Genomic DNA, 17688 nt, shown 5'->3' with positions numbered 1-17688 from the left:
GAAAGCCAGTGGACATCCCGTCGTCCCCGATCGTGGTCGGCTGGCGTGAGCGCGTGGCCCTGCCGGACCTCGGCCTGGCCGCGGTGCGCGCGAAGATCGACACCGGCGCGCGCACGTCCGCCGTGCACGTGGACACGCAGTGGCGGTTCGAGCGCGACGGCGCGTCGTGGGTCGGCTTCCGCATGAGCCCGAGCACGCGTCGCACCGTCGAACTCGAAGCGCCCATCCACGACGAACGCGACGTCGTCGACTCCGGCGGCCATCGCACCACGCGTATCTTCCTGCGTATGCGGATGTCCTTGGGCGGCGTGGAACGCGAGATCGAAGTGAACCTCGCCGACCGTCGCGACATGCGGTTTCCCATGCTGATCGGCCGTACCGCGCTATCCGGAATTTTTACGGTCGATCCGTCACGATCCTACGTGCACGGCCGCGCCGCGCGCCGTTCCCCCTTGCCGACGCCTTCCCCATGAAACTCGCGATCCTCTCGCGCAACAGCTCGCTGTATTCCACGCGCCGCCTCGTCGAGGCCGCGCGCGAAGAAGGCCACACCGTCCGCGTGCTCGATCCGCTGCGCTGCTACATGCGCATCGCGTCGGAAGGCTTCGCGATGCACTACAAGGGCAAGGCGCTCACCGGTTTCGAAGCGGTGGTGCCGCGCGTCGGTGCGTCGGTCACGCGCTATGGCTCGGCGGTGCTGCGCCAGTTCGAACTGATGGGCACGTACACGCCGAATCCGTCGGACGCCATCCTGCGTGCGCGCGACAAGCTGCGCGCGCACCAGCTGCTGGCGGCCGAAGGCATTCGCATGCCGGTGACGGTGTTCGGCGACAACCCCGACGACACCAGCGACCTGCTCAACCTGCTCGGCGCGTCGCCGCACGTCATCAAACTCACCGAGAGTTCGCAGGGCACGGGCGTGATCCTCGCAGAGAAGCTGTCGGCCTCGCGCGGCATCACGGAAGCGCTGCGCGGCCTGTACGCGAACTTCCTGGTGCAGGAATTCATCGCCGAGGCGAAGGGCGCCGATCTGCGCTGCTTCGTCGTGGGCGACAAGGTCATCGCCGCAATGCGGCGGCAGGCTCCGGCCGGCGAATTCCGCTCGAACCTGCACCGCGGCGGCACGGCGGTCGGGGTCAAGCCGACCAAGGCCGAGGTCGAGGTCGCTGTACGGGCGACCGAGGTCCTCGGCCTGGGCGTCGCCGGTGTCGACCTGATCCGTTCCGACCGCGGTCCGCTGGTCCTCGAGGTGAACGCCTCCCCCGGGCTGGAGGGCATCGAAAAGGCCTCCGGAAAGGACGTTGCGGGTGAAATCGTCCGCTTTGTTGCACGCGCGTGCCCACCGGCGAAGCCGGCGCGGACCGCCCGTAAGAAATAACGATTCCTTTACGAAAAAACCGGTACGCCCTTAACCATCGTTTAAGGGTTTCGGGCGTAGCGTGCCCCGACCGCAGCTCATCCCGGGGTGGCTCCTCGGCGGGCCGCGGTAATCGGGGTAACACTTTTTGCCCGGGCGCTCGCGTCCGGGCACTTTTTTTGGTGCCGCCGGTCAGATGTGAACACCGTGCATGAACAGCCGTCTGACACAATCGAGCGATGCATACGCGAACCTCCGATCCCCGCGCTTCCCATGCCCCGAATCCGATGGTTTCGGGTAGCCGGCTCCAGCCTCAGGAAACCTCCATGCGCATCCTTGTCATCGAGGACAACCAGGACATCGCCGCGAATCTCGGCGACTTCCTCGAAGACCGCGGCCACACCGTCGATTTCGCCGCCGACGGCATCACCGGCCTCCATCTCGCAGTCGTGCACGACTTCGACGCCATCGTGCTGGACCTCAACCTTCCGGGCCTCGACGGCCTCGAGGTCTGTCGCAAGCTGCGCAACGAAGCGCGCAAGCAGACGCCGGTGCTGATGCTCACCGCGCGCGATTCGCTCGACAACAAGCTCGCAGGCTTCGACTCCGGCGCCGACGACTACCTGATCAAGCCGTTCGCGCTGCAGGAAGTCGAAGTGCGGCTCGCCGCGCTGTCGCGTCGCGGACGCGGCGTGCAGACGCGCGTGCTCAACACCGCCGACCTCGAATACAACCTCGATACGCTCGAGGTGCGACGTCAGGGCAAGCTGCTGCAGCTCAACCCCACCGCGCTGAAAATCCTGCAGGCGCTGATGGAAGCATCCCCGGCAGTAGTGACGCGACAGGAGCTCGAAACGCGCGTCTGGGGCGAAGAGCTTCCGGATTCCGATTCGCTGCGCGTGCACATCCACGGCCTGCGTGCGGTGGTCGACAAGCCGTTCGGCGTGCCGCTGATCCAGACCCGCCACGGCATCGGCTATCGCATCGCCGCGCCCGACGGCGGCGTCTGATCCAAGACGCAGTGCGTCGCGCGGCCTCGTGAGCGGCCGCGCGAACGCATAGACTGCGCCAACTCCGCAGAGCCGACGACTCATGGCGTCCGCCAGCCCGGCCGCGTCCCCGCGTGCCCGAATCCGCACTCGCTACCGCCGCAGGCTGCGCAGCCGAATCATTCTCGGTTTCGTGTTGCTGGGTTTTAGCCTGACCGCGCTGTTTGCGGTTGCGACGCTCGCGTTGCGTGATCGGCTCGAGAGCCAACTCGTCGAGCGCACGCTGATGCGCGAAGTCAGCAGCCTGACGCGTCAGGTCGAAGCCGATCCGACCGCGCCGAAGTTCTTCCTGACATTCGATGCGCGGACGTGGAGCGATCGCAAGGCCTACACCGTCGACCCTCACTATCGGGATCTTTCGCCGGGCATCCACGACGTTCGCCAGCTCGCGCCCAACGGTGAATGGCATGACTACAAGGTCGCCGTCCGGAAGGGCGTGCTCAACGACGGCGAACCCTTCACCAGCCTGATTCGATACGACGTTACCGGTGCGGCGGAGACTGCATCGAAGCTGCGACAAGGCGTGATCGTTTCGGTGTTCGCATTCACTCTGCTGTCGTTTCTTTTGGGTTGGTGGTCGGCTTCCCGCGTCATGAGCCCGGTACTCGAACTCGCGAAGCGCCTTAAACGCTCGCGTGCTGGCCTGAACGAGCCACTCGCAAATGATTTCGCCGACGACGAAGTTGGGCAGCTGGCCGCTGCACTCGACGAATACTCCACGCGCCTCACCCACGTCGTGCAGCGCGATCGCGAATTCAACGCGGACGTCAGCCACGAACTGCGCACGCCACTCGCCGTGATCCGCGGTGCCGTGGAGTTGATGCTTGCGCGCGATGGTGTCGACGAGAAGACGCTGAGCAGGATGATGCGGATCCAACGCGCGGAACAGCAGTGCACCGACCTGATCAGTGCGCTGTTGCTGTTGTCGCGCAACGAACGCGGATCGGGCAGCACCGACGTGGCCAAGGTCGCCGAGCAATTACTCGATGCGCATCGCGCGCAGCTCGGTGGGAAGCCTGTGACGTTGAGCATCGAGGGTCAGCGCGGGCTCGTCGTCGACGCGCCGGAATCGGCGGTCACCGTTGCGCTCAACAACCTGATCGGCAACGCGGTGAAGTACACCGCGGAAGGCGCCGTCGTCGTGCGGCTGAAGCCGCTCGCGGTCGATGTCGTCGATTCGGGGCCGGGGCTTAGCCCGGAAGACGCGGCACGCCTGTTCGAGCGTGGCTATCGCGGCACGCACGCCGGGCATTCGCAGGGCGGCGGCATCGGGCTGTCGATCGTGCGACGCCTGTGCGAACTCTACGGCTGGCAAGTGCAGGTGAAGCCGGGCGCAGAACGCGGTGTGGTGGCGACGCTGACGTTCGGTTGAAAGGCGCGACGCCGAATCAGCGTCGCGCCTGGTCCATCAGCCTTCCAGCGGTTCAAGCCAGCCGTAGCGGTCCGGCGTCGTGCCTTCGAACAGACCGAAGAAGAGGTCCTGGATGCGCTTGGTCAGCGGCCCCGTCTTGCCTGCGCCGATCTGGCGACCGTCGACCGAACGGATTGGTGTGATCTCTGCCGCCGTGCCGCACATGAAGAGTTCGTCGCAGAGGTAGAGGTATTCGCGCGGGATGTCGCGCTCGATCACGGTGATGCCGTTGTCGCGCGCGAGCGTCATGATCGTGTTGCGCGTGATGCCGTTGAGCAGCGCGGCGCTGACCGGCGTGGTGTGCAGCACGCCATCGAACACGAGGAACAGGTTCTCGCCGGCGCCTTCGCTGAGCAGGCCGGTCGACGCCAGCGCGATGCCTTCGCCGAAGCCGAGACGACGCGCTTCGCGCGCGATCAGCTGGCCGGACAGGTAATTGCCGCCGGCCTTCGCGCCCGCGGGAATCGTGTTCGGTGCGAAGCGCTGCCAGCTGGATACGCAGGCGTCGATGCCCTGCTCGAGCACGCCTTCGCCCAGGTACGGTCCCATGAACCAGGAGGCGACCGACACATCGACCGGCGTTTCCGCCGACAGGCCGAACCCGCCGAGGCCGCGGTAGGCGAGCGGGCGCAGGTAGGCGCGCGTCAGGCCGTTGCGCAGGATCACCTCGCGGCAAGCCGCGTTGATCTCGTCGAGCGAGTAGGGGATGGCCATCTCGTAGATGCGCGCCGAGGCGTACAGGCGGCGGTTGTGCTCCGTCAGGCGGAAGATCGCCGGGCCGTTCGGCGTCTCGTAGCAGCGGATGCCCTCGAACACGGACGAGCCGTAGTGCAGCGCATGCGACATCACGTGCGTGGTCGCCTCGGCCCACGGCTTGATCGCGCCGTTGTGCCAGATCCATTCGGGGTAGTGCATGCGCGACGTCCGGTGCAAGGAAGCGCGTATTGTGCCCTGAGCCGGCAGGACGCCGTCAGTCGACGGGCGGTGCGTCCGGTAGTGGCGGGGCGTCCGTGACGGGCACAGGAGGCGTTGCAGACGCGGCCGCAGGTGTCCGTCGCGCGCCGCCCTCGACGATCCACCAGCAGTCCAGGTACTTGCGCAGCCCGAACACCGCGCGGATGGGCGTGCTGCCTTTGGCGGAGGTCTGCTCGAGCCGCAGCGCGATCGGCGGGTGCGTGGGCGGCACGGAGGACGGGTAGGGCTCGCCGTCCGGCCAGACCGGCTGCAGGTCGACCAGCGGACGATCGACGACGGCCTGCAGGCGATCCATCAGCGCATAGGCCTCGCGCGTGCCGGTGCCGCTCCAGAGATAGACCGACGCTAGCCGATTGACGTCGTGGGCCTCGACGGACGACGTCACCTCGTAGGCCAGGTCGCGCAGCGTGCGCGGACAAGCCGGGCGGTAACTGCGCAGTTGCGGCGTCGAACCAGCGGGGTTTGGCGTGGCCACGCGCTCCTGCGCGCCGATCGCATCGCAGCGCTGGTCGGTATAGACCTCGGTGCCGTTCGGCATCACGCAATGGCGCACCTGCGCGAACCCGGCAAGCGGGAATGCGCAGAGGATCAGGACGATCAGGAGCAGGGCATGGCGTCGCACCCGCCAAGCCTAAAGCCGCCGCGGTGCGACGTCGCCCTCTCGGACGTCAGAAGTGGACGAAATAGCAGCCCGCGTAGCGCTCGACGTTCAGTTCCATCGACTGCGGAACGTTCTTGCCGACCATCGACATCTGCAGAATGCCCGCGCGGCCGTCGCCCGGCGACGCGTTATCGGCGGATGCGAGCTGCGCGCCGAGACCCATCTGTGCGTCGAAATACTGCGTCGACACGAGCTGCTCGTGCGTCAGCCTTTCGAGGTGCGCCATCACCGGCGTCGCCTGCTGCTTCGTCATGCCCGCCCACTGCCAGCTTTCGGCGAGACGATTGACGTCGCGCATCACCATCGAGCCTTGGATGTCCATCGCGAGCTGCGTCGGCGTGCGTGCGCAACCATCCGCAAGCGAACGACGCCCGACATTCGACGACGGTGCGATCGCGTTGCTCTGCGACGCATCGGCATACGCCTCCGGCTCGCGCGATGCTTCGCTCATCAGGCGCATGCCGAGATCTTCGGAAACCGGCGCGGGCGTCGCACCGAACGCACCGCAGGGCTTGTCGGTATAGACGGACGTGCCGTCCGGCGCGCGGCAACGCTGGATGCCGGTGTACGCGGCATGCACGTCGGGCGCGACCGGCAACGTGAGTCCAAGACCCAGCGCGAACGTGAGCAAGGACATCGGGACTTTCATGGCACGCACCTGCAGACTTCGGTGCGTGCATGGTCGAAACGCGTATGTCAACGCGAAGTGTGACAGACGCCCTGGAACTGAACCGCTAGCGAACTGATCCGGAAAATCAGCGCATTTGCGCCAAAACGTTCAGAGTCGGTTTCGACAGATTCAACGTGTAGAAGTGAAGCGACGGTGCGCCGCCTTCGATCAAGCGGCGGCAGAGTTGTCCGACGACCTCGGCACCGAACGCGCGCACGCTGTCGGCGTCATCCGCGTACGCGAGCATGCGTTGCGCGACCCAGCGCGGGATTTCCGCGCCGCACAGTTCCGAGAAACGACGGATCTGGCTGAAGTTCGCGATCGGCATGATGCCGGGCACGACCGGGATATCGATGCCGGCGCGACGCACGTCGTCGACGAAACGGAAATACGCGTCGGCGTTGTAGAAGTACTGCGTGATCGCGCCGTTCGCACCGGCGCGCACCTTGCCGATGAAGTTGCGAAGGTCGGCCTGCGAATCGCGCGCCTGCGGATGCATTTCCGGATACGCGGCGACTTCAACGTGGAAGTGATCGCCGGTTTCCTCGCGGATGAACTTCACCAGTTCGTCGGCGTAGCGGAACTCGCCGGCGCTGACCATGCCGGACGGCAGGTCGCCGCGCAGTGCCACCAGCCGCTTCGCGCCGAGCGCGCGATAGAGCTTGAGCAGGCCACGGATTTCTTCGCGCGAACCGCCCATGCAGGTGATGTGCGGCGCCGCGTCGAAGCCGTCGGTACGCAGCTTCTGGATCGTCTCCGGCGTGTGGCTGAGCGTGGAGCCACCCGCGCCGAAGGTCACGCTGACGTACTCGGGGCCCGCGCTACGGAGCTTGGCGACGGTCTTGTCGAGCTGCGCGTGCTGCTCGGGCGTCTTCGGGGGGTAGAACTCGAAGCTGACGGGAACCATGACGCGCCCAGCGAGGAAGTGGGCGCATTCTATCTTTCTATCGCGATGGAACGAAACGGCTGGGCGCTCGCGGATCAGCCGCACCGCTTACTGCGTCGTACGCGACCCGCTCGTCGACGCCGATGGGGAAGCCGAGGCGTGGACCAGCCGCCCGGTCTTTGCGTCCATTGATGCGAGCTGGCCCGACGTATCGAGCAGCACGAACGGAACGCCCCCGGTCTTCAGTTCGTAAGGGCTGAACCAGCTCATCGACGATGCGGGCGTCGACGCGCCCGCGGCGATCACGCGTTCCGGAAACCCGGCCTTGCGCAGCACGTCGTCGGTCTGGCGATCGTTGCGCGCCATGATCTTCTGGCGCAGCAGGTCGGGCAGGGCGAGCGACGGATCGAGCGCGCTGCGATGCAGTCCGAGGCCCGAGTCGTAGGTCATTTCGCGTGTCGTGGCCGCCGCCCACATCAGCGCGCATGCACTCGCGCAGCGACCGGTGACGCGTACCGCGATGCCGCGCGCGTTGGCGAGGTCGGCAACGCGCAGCGCCTGCGCGCGCATTCCACCGGGACCGCTGACGATCAGTCGTTGCGTGTGCGGATTGCGGTCCAGAGCCGCGCGGACATCGTTTTCGAACCGCTGGCCGATGACGCCGCTGATGCGCAGCGCATGCTCGTTCGCGACCACTTCGACGGTGGCGTTATCGGTGTCGACATCCGGCACATCGGCCGCGCGAACCGCGCCCGTGACCACAAGGAGGGCGACACTTGCTGCGACAAGAATGCGCTTCACTGACGTGCGACCGTTCGGAATCCCCGAGGCTCATCGTCGCGCAACCATCACATCGCTCCGTGCCGTTCGTCGCAGAAGCAGCGTGAACATGGCAACTGAATGTGCACGAGTCCGCAGTTTCACGGCGGCGGTTCACAACGCACTCACATTAGCCGTGCTGGACCGTGCTCAGCACTACGCCGAATCAGTATCGACAACCGGCCGTAGCCGTTTCCCGCGCTCGCGCCAAACAAAACGGGCGCCGAAGCGCCCGTTCCGTTACTGCCGATCGCGAGCGATCAGTAGCGGTAGTGATCCGGCTTGTACGGGCCGTCCTTGTCGACGCCGAGGTACGAGGCCTGGTCGTCGGTGAGCACGGTCAGCTTCACGCCGATCTTCTCGAGGTGCAGGCGAGCGACTTCCTCGTCGAGCTTCTTCGGGAGGATGTAGACCTTCGCTTCGTACTCGTCCTTGCGCGCCCACAGGTCCAGCTGCGCGAGCGTCTGGTTGGAGAACGAGTTCGACATGACGAAGCTCGGGTGGCCGGTGGCGCAACCGAGGTTCACCAGGCGGCCTTCGGCCAGCAGGAAGATCGAGTTGCCGTTCGCGAACGTGTACTTGTCGACCTGCGGCTTGATGTTCAGGCGCACGGCGTCGGACTGATTCAGCGCGTCGACCTGGATCTCGTTGTCGAAGTGGCCGATGTTGCAGACGATCGCCTGGTCCTTCATGCGGCTCATGTGCTCGAGCGTGATGACGTCCTTGTTGCCGGTCGTCGTCACGTAGATGTCGCCGCGGCCGAGCGTCGCTTCGATCGTGTTGACCTCGAAGCCTTCCATCGCGGCCTGCAGGGCGTTAATCGGATCGATCTCGGTGACGACGACGCGCGCGCCGTAGGCACGCAGCGAATGCGCCGAACCCTTGCCGACGTCGCCGTAGCCGCAGACCACCGCGACCTTGCCGGCAAGCATCACGTCCATCGCGCGCTTCAGGCCATCGGCCAGCGACTCGCGGCAGCCGTAGAGGTTGTCGAACTTCGACTTGGTGACCGAGTCGTTGACGTTGATCGCCGGCACCAGCAGCTCACCCGTTTCGGCGAGCTTGTAGAGGCGGTGCACGCCGGTGGTCGTCTCTTCGGAGACGCCCTTCCAGTCGGCAACGACCTTGTGCCAGAAACCCGGACGCTCCTTGGCCACGCGCTTGAGCAGGTTCTTGATGACCTGTTCTTCGTGCGACGAAGCCGGCTCGTCGACCCACTTCGAACCCTTCTCGAGCTCGAAGCCCTTGTGGATCAGCAGGGTGACGTCGCCGCCGTCGTCGACGACGAGCTGCGGGCCGAGGCCACCCGGGAACGTCAGCGCGTCGAGCGTGCAGTCCCAGTATTCCTCGAGCGACTCGCCCTTCCACGCGAACACCGGCGTGCCCTTTGCGGCGATCGCGGCGGCAGCATGGTCCTGCGTCGAGAAGATGTTGCACGAAGCCCAGCGCACGTCGGCGCCGAGATCCTTCAGCGTCTCGATCAGCACGCCGGTCTGGATGGTCATGTGCAGCGAGCCGGTGACGCGGACGTCCTTCAGCGGGCTCGACGGCGCGTACTTCGCGCGGATCGACATCAGGCCCGGCATTTCCTGCTCGGCGATGTCGAGTTCCTTGCGGCCCCAGTCGGCCAGCGAGATATCGGCAACCTTGTAATCACCTTCCGTGGAGAAGGTCTTGGGCATAGCGTTCATTGGTAGCTCCGTGGTCGTGAGGGAATCCGCGTGTGACGGGATTCCTGCACGGGCGCCGTTTGGAAGATCGCCACCGAGCCTGGCCGTCGGCGTCGTGCAGTGCACGGTCGCTTGCGAACGGTCGCAGCGCCCCTCGGTGGGCGCCGGCATTGTATCAAGGCAGCGGATGGCCGACGGATGCCGGTACCGCCGCTCGTTACCAGTCGGTCGGCTTGTAGTCCTTGAGGAACTGGCCCCACACGTGCTCGCCGGTGTTGAGCCCGTGGATGATCGGGTCGACGATTCGCGCCGCGCCGTCGAGGATGTCGAGCGGCGGGTGGAAGCGCTCTTCCACGACCTTGCGCGCCGCGATCTCCACCGGATCCTCGTCCGTCACCCAGCCGGTGTCGACGGAGTTCATGTGGATGCCGTCGGCCTGGTAATCCGCGGCGGCGGTGCGCGTCATCATGTTGAGCGCGGCCTTCGCCATGTTCGTGTGCGGATGACGCGTCGTCTTGAAGTTGCGATAGAACTGACCTTCGACTGCCGACACGTTGACGATGTGCTTGTCACGCTCCGGCGTGCGCAGCATTAGTGGCTTCAGGCGCGCATTGATGATGAAGGGCGCAACCGCATTGACGAGCTGCGTCTCCAGCAGTTCGACCGCCGGCACTTCGTGCATCAGCAGGCGCCACGAATTGCGACCGCGCAGGTCGATCTGCTGCAGGTCCTGGTCGAGCTGGCCTTCGGGGAACAGATGCTTCTGGCCGAGCAGTTCTTCGGCGAGCAACGGCACCTGCGAAAGTTCGGCTGCACGCGTGAGTCCCGCGGCATCGCGCAATGCCTTCGCATCCGTCGACAGCAGCGACTGCGACGCATCGCCTTCCGGCAGCATCGTGTAGCTGCGCAGGCCTTCGTAACGGCCGATGAGTCGACGGATTTCCTCGGGCGCCTCGTGCAGTGCGGCCGTCTCGCCGGCCATCATGTGCGCGTAGAACTCCGGCGGGCGACGCACCGTCTGGCAGGCGTTGTTGATGATGAAGTCGAGGCGGTCGTGCGTGCGCAGCAGCTCGGTGCAGAACGCTTCGACACTCGGCGTGTGACGCAGGTCGAGGCCGAAAATCTCGAGGCGATGCGCCCAGTCGGCAAAGTCCGGTTCCTGCGCGTAGCGCATGGCGGAGTCGCGCGGAAAACGTGTGGTGACGATGAGCCGTGCACCGGCGCGCAGCAGCTTCATGCCGGCCTGGTAACCGATCTTGACGCGGCCACCGGTCAACAGCGCGGTGCGACCCGTCAGGTCGGCGAGCTCCGTGCGCTTGAAGTAATTGAAGTCCGCGCACGACGGGCAGAGCTGGTCGTAGAAGTGATGCACCTGCGTGTACTTCTGCTTGCAGACGTAGCAGTGCAGCAGTTCAGGCGATTCGCGATCCGGCGACGCGACATGCGGCGCCGGTGCTTCGAGCATCGGCTGGCCGGCTGCGCTCGGCGGGAAGTAGTTCGGCGTGGTGAACACCGGCTTGCGACGCAGCTCGCGGATGCCGGTCGAATCCAGCAGCGTTTCCGTGCGACGGATGTTCTCGGCATTGCGCTCGCGCTCGCGCGCCTTCAGTCGCTGCCGGCGCGCGCGCGGATCCGGGTGGTAGACCTGCGCGACGACCGCATGCAGTTGGGCGCGATCCTCGGGTGGCACCGCGTCGAGGATGGTGCGATCGGCTGCGACGCGGGCGAGCAGCGCGGTCGCTTCACGCACGCGCTCGGCGAGGTCGGACGCGGCGGGATCGGCCGCGACGGCGTCGGCGGCGTGGGAAGCGTTCATAGGAGTACCGAAGTCAGCGAGCCGTCGAGAGTCGGCGGTCGTGGAAGGCCGGGCAGGCCGGCGCGGGCGCATTTTCGCACCAATGGCCCGGCGAAGCCGGCTTCGTCGACGAGATGCGCGCCCGGCAGCGTGACGCCGTTAACGCAGCGGCCGTGCGCTGACGGGACTCGCCAAACGAAACGGGCCGCTTTCGCGGCCCGTCCGGTGAAGCATTCGCAGCGGCTTAGATGCCCGCTTCCTTGCGCAGTGCGTCGGCGCGGTCGGTCTTCTCCCACGAGAAGGCCGTTGCCGTTTCCGACTCGCCGTTCTGGCCGGTGTAGGTCAGCTCGTACGGCGCGCGACCGAAGTGGCCGTAGGCGGCGGTCGGCTGGTACACCGGGTGGATCAGGTCGAGCATCTTGACGATGCCGTACGGGCGCAGGTCGAAGTGCGCGCGGATCAGCTGCTCGATCTTCTCGTCCGAGATCTTGCCGGTGCCGAACGTGGTGACCGAGATCGAGGTCGGCTCGGCGACGCCGATCGCGTACGACACCTGCACTTCGCAGCGCTCGGCAAGGCCGGCCGCAACGATGTTCTTGGCGACGTAACGCGCGGCGTACGCGGCCGAGCGGTCGACCTTCGACGGATCCTTGCCGGAGAACGCGCCGCCACCGTGGCGGGCCATGCCGCCGTAGCTGTCGACGATGATCTTGCGACCGGTCAGGCCGCAATCGCCTACCGGGCCGCCGATCACGAAGATGCCCGTCGGGTTGATGTGCACCTTGTGCTTCGGCAGCGCGGACAGCCACTCGGCTGGCAGCACCGGCTTCAGGATCTCTTCGTAGACGGCCTCGACGAGGTCCTTCTGCGCGATGTCCGGATCGTGCTGCGTCGACAGCACCACTGCGTCGAGGCCGAGCACCTTGTGGTTCGCGTCATAGCGCAGGGTGACCTGGGACTTCGCGTCCGGGCGCAGCCAGTTCAGCGTGCCGTTCTTGCGAACCTTGGCCTGCTGCTCGACGAGACGGTGGCTGTAGTACAGCGGCGCCGGCATGAATTCCGGCGCTTCGTCGCAGGCGAAGCCGAACATCAGGCCCTGGTCGCCCGCGCCCTGTTCTTCGGGCGACGTGCGATCCACGCCCGCGGCGATGTCCGGCGACTGCTTGCCGAGCATGTTGATGATCGCGCAGGTGTGGCCGTCGAAGCCGACGTTCGAGTTGTCGTAGCCGATCGCGTTGATCACGTTGCGGGCGAGCGACTCGATATCGACCCACGCCGACGTCGTGACTTCGCCGGCGACGATCGCGGCGCCGGTCTTCACCATCGTCTCGCAGGCCACGCGGGCGCGCTTGTCCTGCGCGAGGATCGCGTCGAGGACGGCGTCGGAGATCTGGTCGGCGATCTTGTCCGGATGGCCTTCCGAGACCGATTCCGAGGTGAAGAGGTAGCTGGACATCGGGTTATATCCTTGTATTCGGATAGAAAGATGGCCGCGCATGATACAGGCTCGGGGCCGACCGCGCATTCTGCGCCGGTCCACGCGCGGACGGGGTCAACGTTCGTTCAGAACACGGTCGCGCGCGCCTGCAGGAACGAATAGAAGAACACCGCGTTCGGATCGTTCTGCACCTGGTGCATCTCGCGGCGCATGCCGTCGACGATCTCCTGCGTGACCGCGCCGGCTTCGATCAGGTTGTTGGCCGCCGACAGCAGCAGTTCTTCCCAGAACGCGATCATGACCTTCCGACGCGCCGGCTCGCGGTTGTCGAAGTAGAACGTCTTCACTTCGGTCGACACGTCGCGATAGCCGCCGGCGAGCAGCAGGTTGCCGAGCTTGGCGCCCACGAACGGGTCGCCGCCGTGCTCATGCTGGAAATCGTTGAAGGCCATCCAGTAGCGCCAGACGTTCGGCGAATACGGGTCGAGGAAGAATGAGGAATTCATCACCTCGGTGATGTAGACCGGCAAGCCGGGCATCAGCACGCGGCGCACTTCGTTGAGCACGCGCGCGGGCGAGGGCACGTGCTCGAGCACCCAGCACAGGAACGCACCGTCGAAACTACGCGGCTCGAACGGAAGGTCGGTGGCGTCGGCCTGCTGCAGGTCGTAGCGGCCGTCGAGCCAGGACATGGCGCCGAGATGCGCGCGCGCCGTGGCAAGTTGCGCCTCGCTGTAGTCGATGCAGGTGACGTGCAGGTCGGGAAAGCGTCGCAGCAGGATCTCGGTTTGCGCACCGACGCCGCTGCCGACCTCGAGCACGCGGCGCGTCCCCGAATAGTCGATGTGCTTGAAGATCGTCGACTCGGCGATGCGCGCCTGGCGCATGAGGCGCGCCTGCTCGGTGCGCGAGAAGCCGTGCAGGTAGACCTGGTCGGCGTTGGGGTCGGTTGCGGCGTCGGTCATGGCGGATCTCCGTATCGGCGCGATTGTCGCGACGCCGCGGAAAGCCCCCGTGAGGTCAGGCGGCTTCGCGCACCGGCACGCCGGCGATCAGCGCGTCGAAGTAATCGCGGGTGAGGCGCAACTGTGCCTCGGCCGTCTCGGCGCGGTTGACCACGGCGCGGAACGCCGCGTTCTCCGGCCGGTCCTTCGCGTACCAGCCCAGATGCTTGCGCGCGATGCGCACGCCGGACAGCTCGCCGTAGAACGCATGCAGCGCTTCGAGATGGCCGAGCAGCACGTCGCGCACCTCGTGCAGCGACGGTGGCGGCAGCTCTTCGCCCGTCGCGAGGTAATGCGCCACTTCGCGAAAGATCCACGGACGGCCCTGCGCGGCACGGCCGATCATCACCGCGTCGCAGCCGGTGTAGGCCAGCACTTCGGCGGCCTTGCGTGGCGAGTCGATGTCGCCATTGGCGACGACCGGAATCGACAGCGCCGCCTTCACCGCGGCGATCGTGTCGTACTCGGCGAAGCCGGTGTACTGCTGGTCGCGAGTGCGGCCGTGCACCGCGAGCGATGCGATGCCCGCGCTTTCGGCGATGCGGGCGATGGTCAGCGCGTTCTTGGCATCCGCCGCCCAGCCGGTACGGATCTTCAGCGTCACCGGCACGTCGACCGTGTTGACCACTGCTTCCAGGATCCGCCCGACCAGCGCCTCATCGCGCATCAGTGCCGAGCCCGCCCAAGCGTTGCAGACCTTCTTCGCCGGGCAACCCATGTTGATGTCGATGATCTGCGCGCCGTGTTCGATGTTGTAGCGCGCGGCCTCGGCCATCACCTCGGGCACCGTGCCGGCGATCTGCACGCTGATTGGCGCGGGCTCGTCGACGTGGTCCATGCGGTGCCGCGACTTCGACGTGTTCCAGAAGCGCGGGTCCGACGTCGTCATTTCCGACACGCACAGCCCGGCGCCCAGCTGCTTGCAGAGCAGCCGGAATGGTTTGTCGGTAACGCCCGCCATGGGCGCGAGGATCACGCGGGGCGCGATCTCATGTGGGCCGATGCGCATGCCGCCATTCTACGCGGCGGTTCAGGCGGCGGTGGCGTCAGGGAAGCGGGCCTGAACGTCGTCGCGCGACGGCATTGATGGCGCGGCGCCGGGACGCTCGGTCGACATGCTGGCGTAGGCGATCGCGTAGCGCGCATGGGCGGTGAACGCGAGCGCCGGTTGTGCTGCGAGCGATGAGGCCAGCGCGCCGTTGAATGCGTCGCCGGCGCCGGTGGTGTCGACGACGCTCACTGTTCGCGCGGGGAGGCGGTAGTGCGATTCGCTATCGCCACGCATGGAGGCATCAGGATGCGAGACGAACGCACCCGCAGCACCGAGCGTGATGACGACGGTGCCGTTCGGCAGCAATGCGCGACACAGCGCGTGCAAGTCGTCGTTGTCCGTATCGACAAGCGTGCGGGCGTCAATGTCGCGATTCAGGTGCATGCGTACAAGCGCAGCAAACTCGGTCTCGTTCGGCGTCAGAATGTCGGCCGACGCAAGCAGCGCCGGTGCGACCGGTACGTTCGCCGGCGCGGGGTTGAGCATCGCAATCGCACCCGATGCGCGCGCCATCGCGAACGCTTCGAGCGCGGCTTCGGTCGGCGTTTCGAGCTGCACGAGCACGACCGCCGACGCATCCGTGCTCAGCGCATCGCGAACATGGGATGCAGTAAGCGTGTCGTTCGCACCGCCAGCAACTGCAATCGAATTGCGTCCGTTCGCATCGACGAAGATGCCCGCCGAACCGGTCGGCGCCTCGCTGGCTGCGTCGCGAAGATCGATGCCATCCGCGACCGCGAGCGCGCGCGCATACACACCGCCCGCGTCGTCACCGAGCGCACAGACGAAGCGCGTCGACACGCCGGAACGCGCCGACGCCACCGCCTGATTGAACCCCTTGCCGCCCGGTCCGCTCATGTAGCGCGATGAACGCGTTTCGCCCGGAGCGGGCAGGGCGTCGAGCATCCAGATGTGGTCGACATTGAAGCTGCCGACCACGGTCACCATCGGCGTCATCGCGACGACTCAGGGATTGTTGACGTCGGCGGTGCCGTGGCCCGCAACCGCTGCGGACGCGGTATGGCGATGACGGAACAGCGGTACGAACAGGATCGCCATCGCGAGCGAGTACAGCGCGAACGTCGTCCAGATGCCGTGCCAGTCCTTCGCGCCGCCGGGAGCAGTGAAGAAGCGATCGATCATCCAGCCGCTGATCGAGCTGCCGAGTACCGCGCCGATGCCGTTGGTCATCAGCATGAAGAGGCCCTGTGCCGATGCACGGATGCGCGGATCGCTCTGCTGTTCGACGAACAGCGAGCCGGAGATGTTGAAGAAGTCGAAGGCCATGCCGTACACGATGCAGCTGAGCACGATCATCCACAGGCCCGGGCCCGGATCACCGTAGGCGAACAGGCCGAAGCGCAGGAACCACGCGATCATCGAGATCGTCATCACCGTCTTGATGCCGAAGCGCTTCAGGAAGAACGGGATGGTGAGGATGAAGAGCGTTTCGGAGATCTGCGAGATCGAGACGATCACCGCCGCATGGCGGACACCGAACGCATCCTTGAACTGCGGCAGCGACTCGAAGTCCTTGAGGAAGGTCACGCCGTACGCATTCGTGAGCTGCAGCGCCGCGCCGAGTAGCATCGCAAAGACGAAGAACACCGCCATGTTGCGATCGCGAAACAGGCGGAACGACGTGAGGCCGAGTGCATCGATGAACGAGCGGTTTTCGTCACGACCGAGACGCGGCGGTGCGGCGGGCAGGGTGAAGCCGTACACGCCCAGCAGGAACGATCCGGCAGCGGCGACGTAGAACTGGTTCGCCGAAGATTCGAAACCGAGCCAGCTCGTGGTCCACGTCGCGGCGATGAAGCCGACCGTTCCCCAGACGCGGATCGGCGGGTAGTCGCGCACGACGTCGAGTCCCTCGCCCTTGAGCGCGTTGTAGGCCACCGCGATCGCCAGCGAGATGGTCGGCATGTAGCAGAGCATCGTCGCCAGGATGTAGGCGTAGAACTGGTCGGGATTCGCTGCGCGCGGGAGCATGCAGAGGAACACGCCGCCGAGGATGTGCAGGATGCCGTAGAGGCGTTCGGCGTTGATCCAGCGGTCGGCGACGATGCCCATCAGCGACGGCATGAACAACGCCGAGATGCCCATCGTCGAAAAGATCTGACCGAAACTCGTGCCGGACCACTGTCGGTTCTGGAACCAGTACGCGCCGACCGTGAGCAGCCACGCCCCCCAGACGAAGAACTGGAGGAAGTTCATCAGCGTGAGGCGCAGCTTGAGATTCACGGGCGGTCCTGGGTGAGGCGCGGAAGTCGCCGCAGCGTAGAGGCAAAAGCAGCCGTGGTGAAGCCGGCCGGTGGCCGGCTACCTGACTAGCCCAGCCCGCGGACCAGCGCCCAGATGCCCAGCGCGGCAAACACGGCGGCGGCGGTGAGGCGCGCGGCCTTCAGCGGCAGGCGATCGGCGAAGCGGCTTCCGAGCAGCACCACCGGCACGTTCGCCAGCAGCATGCCGAGCGTCGTACCCATCACCACCGGCACGAAATCGTGGAATCGCGCGGCGAGGAGGACGGTCGCGACCTGCGTCTTGTCGCCGATCTCGGCGAGGAAGAACGCGATCGTGGTGGCGACCAGCGCGCCGTACTTCGACAGGCGATCGTCGCCGTCGTCGAGCTTGTCCGGCTTGAGCGTCCACAGTGCGACCGCGATGAAGCTGCCGGCGACGATCCAGCGCAGCACGTCGGGCGTGAGCAGCGACGACAGCCAGTCGCCGAGCGCGGCGGCGAGCGAGTGGTTCAACACCGTCGCGATGACGATGCCGCCGACGATGGGCCACGGCTTGCGATAGCGCGCGGCCAGCATCAGCGCGAGCAGCTGCGTCTTGTCGCCGATTTCGGCGAGCGCGACCGTACCGGTCGAAATGAGGAGTGCGTTCATTGGGGGTC

16 protein-coding genes, 2 pseudogenes and 1 riboswitch are annotated in these 17688 nt (G+C 66.2%); of the genes and pseudogenes, 5 read left to right on the top strand and 13 right to left on the bottom strand.

Annotation, left to right across the window (positions count from 1 at the left end; translation table 11 throughout):
- Positions 1 to 8 precede the first annotated feature (8 nt).
- The 5 genes and pseudogenes from ACVWZN_RS07750 to ACVWZN_RS07730 form a co-directional block, all read left to right on the top strand.
- A complete protein-coding gene (locus ACVWZN_RS07750; protein ID WP_456953299.1) occupies positions 9 to 473 on the top strand; it encodes an ATP-dependent zinc protease family protein in 465 nt (154 codons plus the stop codon).
- Positions 470 to 1378, top strand: coding sequence for a 30S ribosomal protein S6--L-glutamate ligase (gene rimK, locus ACVWZN_RS07745; RefSeq protein WP_456953298.1), 909 nt, complete (start codon positions 470 to 472; stop codon positions 1376 to 1378). Before ACVWZN_RS07750 ends, rimK begins: the two co-directional genes overlap by 4 nt.
- A 305-nt stretch (positions 1379 to 1683) precedes the next feature.
- Entirely contained in the window at positions 1684 to 2367 is a 684-nt protein-coding gene (locus tag ACVWZN_RS07740; RefSeq protein ID WP_027083289.1) for a response regulator transcription factor, read from the top strand.
- Between the two features lie 82 nt (positions 2368 to 2449).
- Positions 2450 to 2630, top strand: a pseudogene (locus ACVWZN_RS07735) (two-component sensor histidine kinase); the annotation flags it as partial.
- Between the two features lie 308 nt (positions 2631 to 2938).
- A pseudogene (locus ACVWZN_RS07730) lies at positions 2939 to 3778 on the top strand (sensor histidine kinase); the annotation flags it as partial.
- Positions 3779 to 3814: 36 nt separating this feature from the next.
- Here the strand turns inward: ACVWZN_RS07730 and ACVWZN_RS07725 are convergent.
- From ACVWZN_RS07725 to ACVWZN_RS07665, 13 genes are all read right to left on the bottom strand, one after another.
- The gene (locus tag ACVWZN_RS07725; RefSeq protein ID WP_027083291.1) at positions 3815 to 4732 is read right to left on the bottom strand and encodes a branched-chain amino acid transaminase; all 918 of its coding nucleotides are present in this window, start codon (positions 4730 to 4732) and stop codon (positions 3815 to 3817) included.
- 55 nt (positions 4733 to 4787) lie between these two features.
- A complete protein-coding gene (locus ACVWZN_RS07720) occupies positions 4788 to 5414 on the bottom strand; it encodes a hypothetical protein (protein WP_456953297.1) in 627 nt (208 codons plus the stop codon).
- Between the two features lie 46 nt (positions 5415 to 5460).
- The gene (locus ACVWZN_RS07715; protein ID WP_456953296.1) at positions 5461 to 6090 is read right to left on the bottom strand and encodes a hypothetical protein; all 630 of its coding nucleotides are present in this window, start codon (positions 6088 to 6090) and stop codon (positions 5461 to 5463) included.
- A 118-nt stretch (positions 6091 to 6208) separates the two neighbouring features.
- Positions 6209 to 7030, bottom strand: a complete 822-nt coding sequence (gene metF / locus ACVWZN_RS07710) for a methylenetetrahydrofolate reductase [NAD(P)H] (RefSeq protein WP_456953295.1) — start codon at positions 7028 to 7030, stop codon at positions 6209 to 6211.
- An 87-nt stretch (positions 7031 to 7117) separates the two neighbouring features.
- Positions 7118 to 7810, bottom strand: a complete 693-nt coding sequence (locus ACVWZN_RS07705; RefSeq protein ID WP_456953294.1) for a hypothetical protein — start codon at positions 7808 to 7810, stop codon at positions 7118 to 7120.
- Positions 7811 to 8088: 278 nt separating this feature from the next.
- Positions 8089 to 9519 (bottom strand): adenosylhomocysteinase, encoded by a 1431-nt coding sequence (gene ahcY, locus ACVWZN_RS07700; RefSeq protein ID WP_456953293.1) that lies wholly within the window; start codon positions 9517 to 9519, stop codon positions 8089 to 8091.
- A gap of 43 nt (positions 9520 to 9562) precedes the next feature.
- Positions 9563 to 9660, bottom strand: a riboswitch (S-adenosyl-L-homocysteine riboswitch).
- A 55-nt stretch (positions 9661 to 9715) separates the two neighbouring features.
- Positions 9716 to 11314: an SDR family NAD(P)-dependent oxidoreductase gene (locus tag ACVWZN_RS07695; protein WP_456953292.1), complete on the bottom strand. Its 1599-nt coding sequence runs from the start codon at positions 11312 to 11314 to the stop codon at positions 9716 to 9718.
- Between the two features lie 223 nt (positions 11315 to 11537).
- The gene (gene metK / locus ACVWZN_RS07690; RefSeq protein ID WP_456953291.1) at positions 11538 to 12749 is read right to left on the bottom strand and encodes a methionine adenosyltransferase; all 1212 of its coding nucleotides are present in this window, start codon (positions 12747 to 12749) and stop codon (positions 11538 to 11540) included.
- Positions 12750 to 12856: 107 nt separating this feature from the next.
- A complete protein-coding gene (locus tag ACVWZN_RS07685) occupies positions 12857 to 13696 on the bottom strand; it encodes a class I SAM-dependent methyltransferase (protein ID WP_456953290.1) in 840 nt (279 codons plus the stop codon).
- Positions 13697 to 13751: 55 nt separating this feature from the next.
- Positions 13752 to 14744, bottom strand: coding sequence for a tRNA dihydrouridine synthase DusB (gene dusB, locus ACVWZN_RS07680; protein ID WP_456953289.1), 993 nt, complete (start codon positions 14742 to 14744; stop codon positions 13752 to 13754).
- 21 nt (positions 14745 to 14765) lie between these two features.
- Complete coding sequence (locus ACVWZN_RS07675; RefSeq protein WP_456953288.1) at positions 14766 to 15743, bottom strand: ribokinase; 978 nt, start codon at positions 15741 to 15743, stop codon at positions 14766 to 14768.
- Positions 15744 to 15752: 9 nt separating this feature from the next.
- Positions 15753 to 17030, bottom strand: coding sequence for a nucleoside permease (locus tag ACVWZN_RS07670; RefSeq protein WP_456953287.1), 1278 nt, complete (start codon positions 17028 to 17030; stop codon positions 15753 to 15755).
- 86 nt (positions 17031 to 17116) lie between these two features.
- Entirely contained in the window at positions 17117 to 17680 is a 564-nt protein-coding gene (locus tag ACVWZN_RS07665) for a TMEM165/GDT1 family protein (RefSeq protein WP_456953286.1), read from the bottom strand.
- Between the last annotated feature and the right edge of the window lie 8 nt (positions 17681 to 17688).

The organism is Lysobacter sp. HA35 (genome assembly GCF_054061195.1).
The sequence above is the reverse complement of the archived record's forward strand: the minus strand, read 5'-3'. Positions and strand labels throughout refer to the sequence as shown.

What these genes read in the sequence shown, in the direction of transcription:
- rimK (WP_456953298.1), top strand. Translation starts at nt 470, where the DNA reads ATGAAACTCGCGATCCTCTCGCGCAACAGCTCGCTGTATTCCACGCGC.
- ACVWZN_RS07740 (WP_027083289.1), top strand. Translation starts at nt 1,684, where the DNA reads ATGCGCATCCTTGTCATCGAGGACAACCAGGACATCGCCGCGAATCTC.
- ACVWZN_RS07725 (WP_027083291.1), bottom strand. Translation starts at nt 4,732, where the DNA reads ATGCACTACCCCGAATGGATCTGGCACAACGGCGCGATCAAGCCGTGG.
- ACVWZN_RS07715 (WP_456953296.1), bottom strand. Translation starts at nt 6,090, where the DNA reads ATGTCCTTGCTCACGTTCGCGCTGGGTCTTGGACTCACGTTGCCGGTC.
- metF (WP_456953295.1), bottom strand. Translation starts at nt 7,030, where the DNA reads ATGGTTCCCGTCAGCTTCGAGTTCTACCCCCCGAAGACGCCCGAGCAG.
- ahcY (WP_456953293.1), bottom strand. Translation starts at nt 9,519, where the DNA reads ATGAACGCTATGCCCAAGACCTTCTCCACGGAAGGTGATTACAAGGTT.
- ACVWZN_RS07695 (WP_456953292.1), bottom strand. Translation starts at nt 11,314, where the DNA reads ATGAACGCTTCCCACGCCGCCGACGCCGTCGCGGCCGATCCCGCCGCG.
- metK (WP_456953291.1), bottom strand. Translation starts at nt 12,749, where the DNA reads ATGTCCAGCTACCTCTTCACCTCGGAATCGGTCTCGGAAGGCCATCCG.
- ACVWZN_RS07685 (WP_456953290.1), bottom strand. Translation starts at nt 13,696, where the DNA reads ATGACCGACGCCGCAACCGACCCCAACGCCGACCAGGTCTACCTGCAC.
- dusB (WP_456953289.1), bottom strand. Translation starts at nt 14,744, where the DNA reads ATGCGCATCGGCCCACATGAGATCGCGCCCCGCGTGATCCTCGCGCCC.
- ACVWZN_RS07675 (WP_456953288.1), bottom strand. Translation starts at nt 15,743, where the DNA reads ATGACGCCGATGGTGACCGTGGTCGGCAGCTTCAATGTCGACCACATC.
- ACVWZN_RS07665 (WP_456953286.1), bottom strand. Translation starts at nt 17,680, where the DNA reads ATGAACGCACTCCTCATTTCGACCGGTACGGTCGCGCTCGCCGAAATC.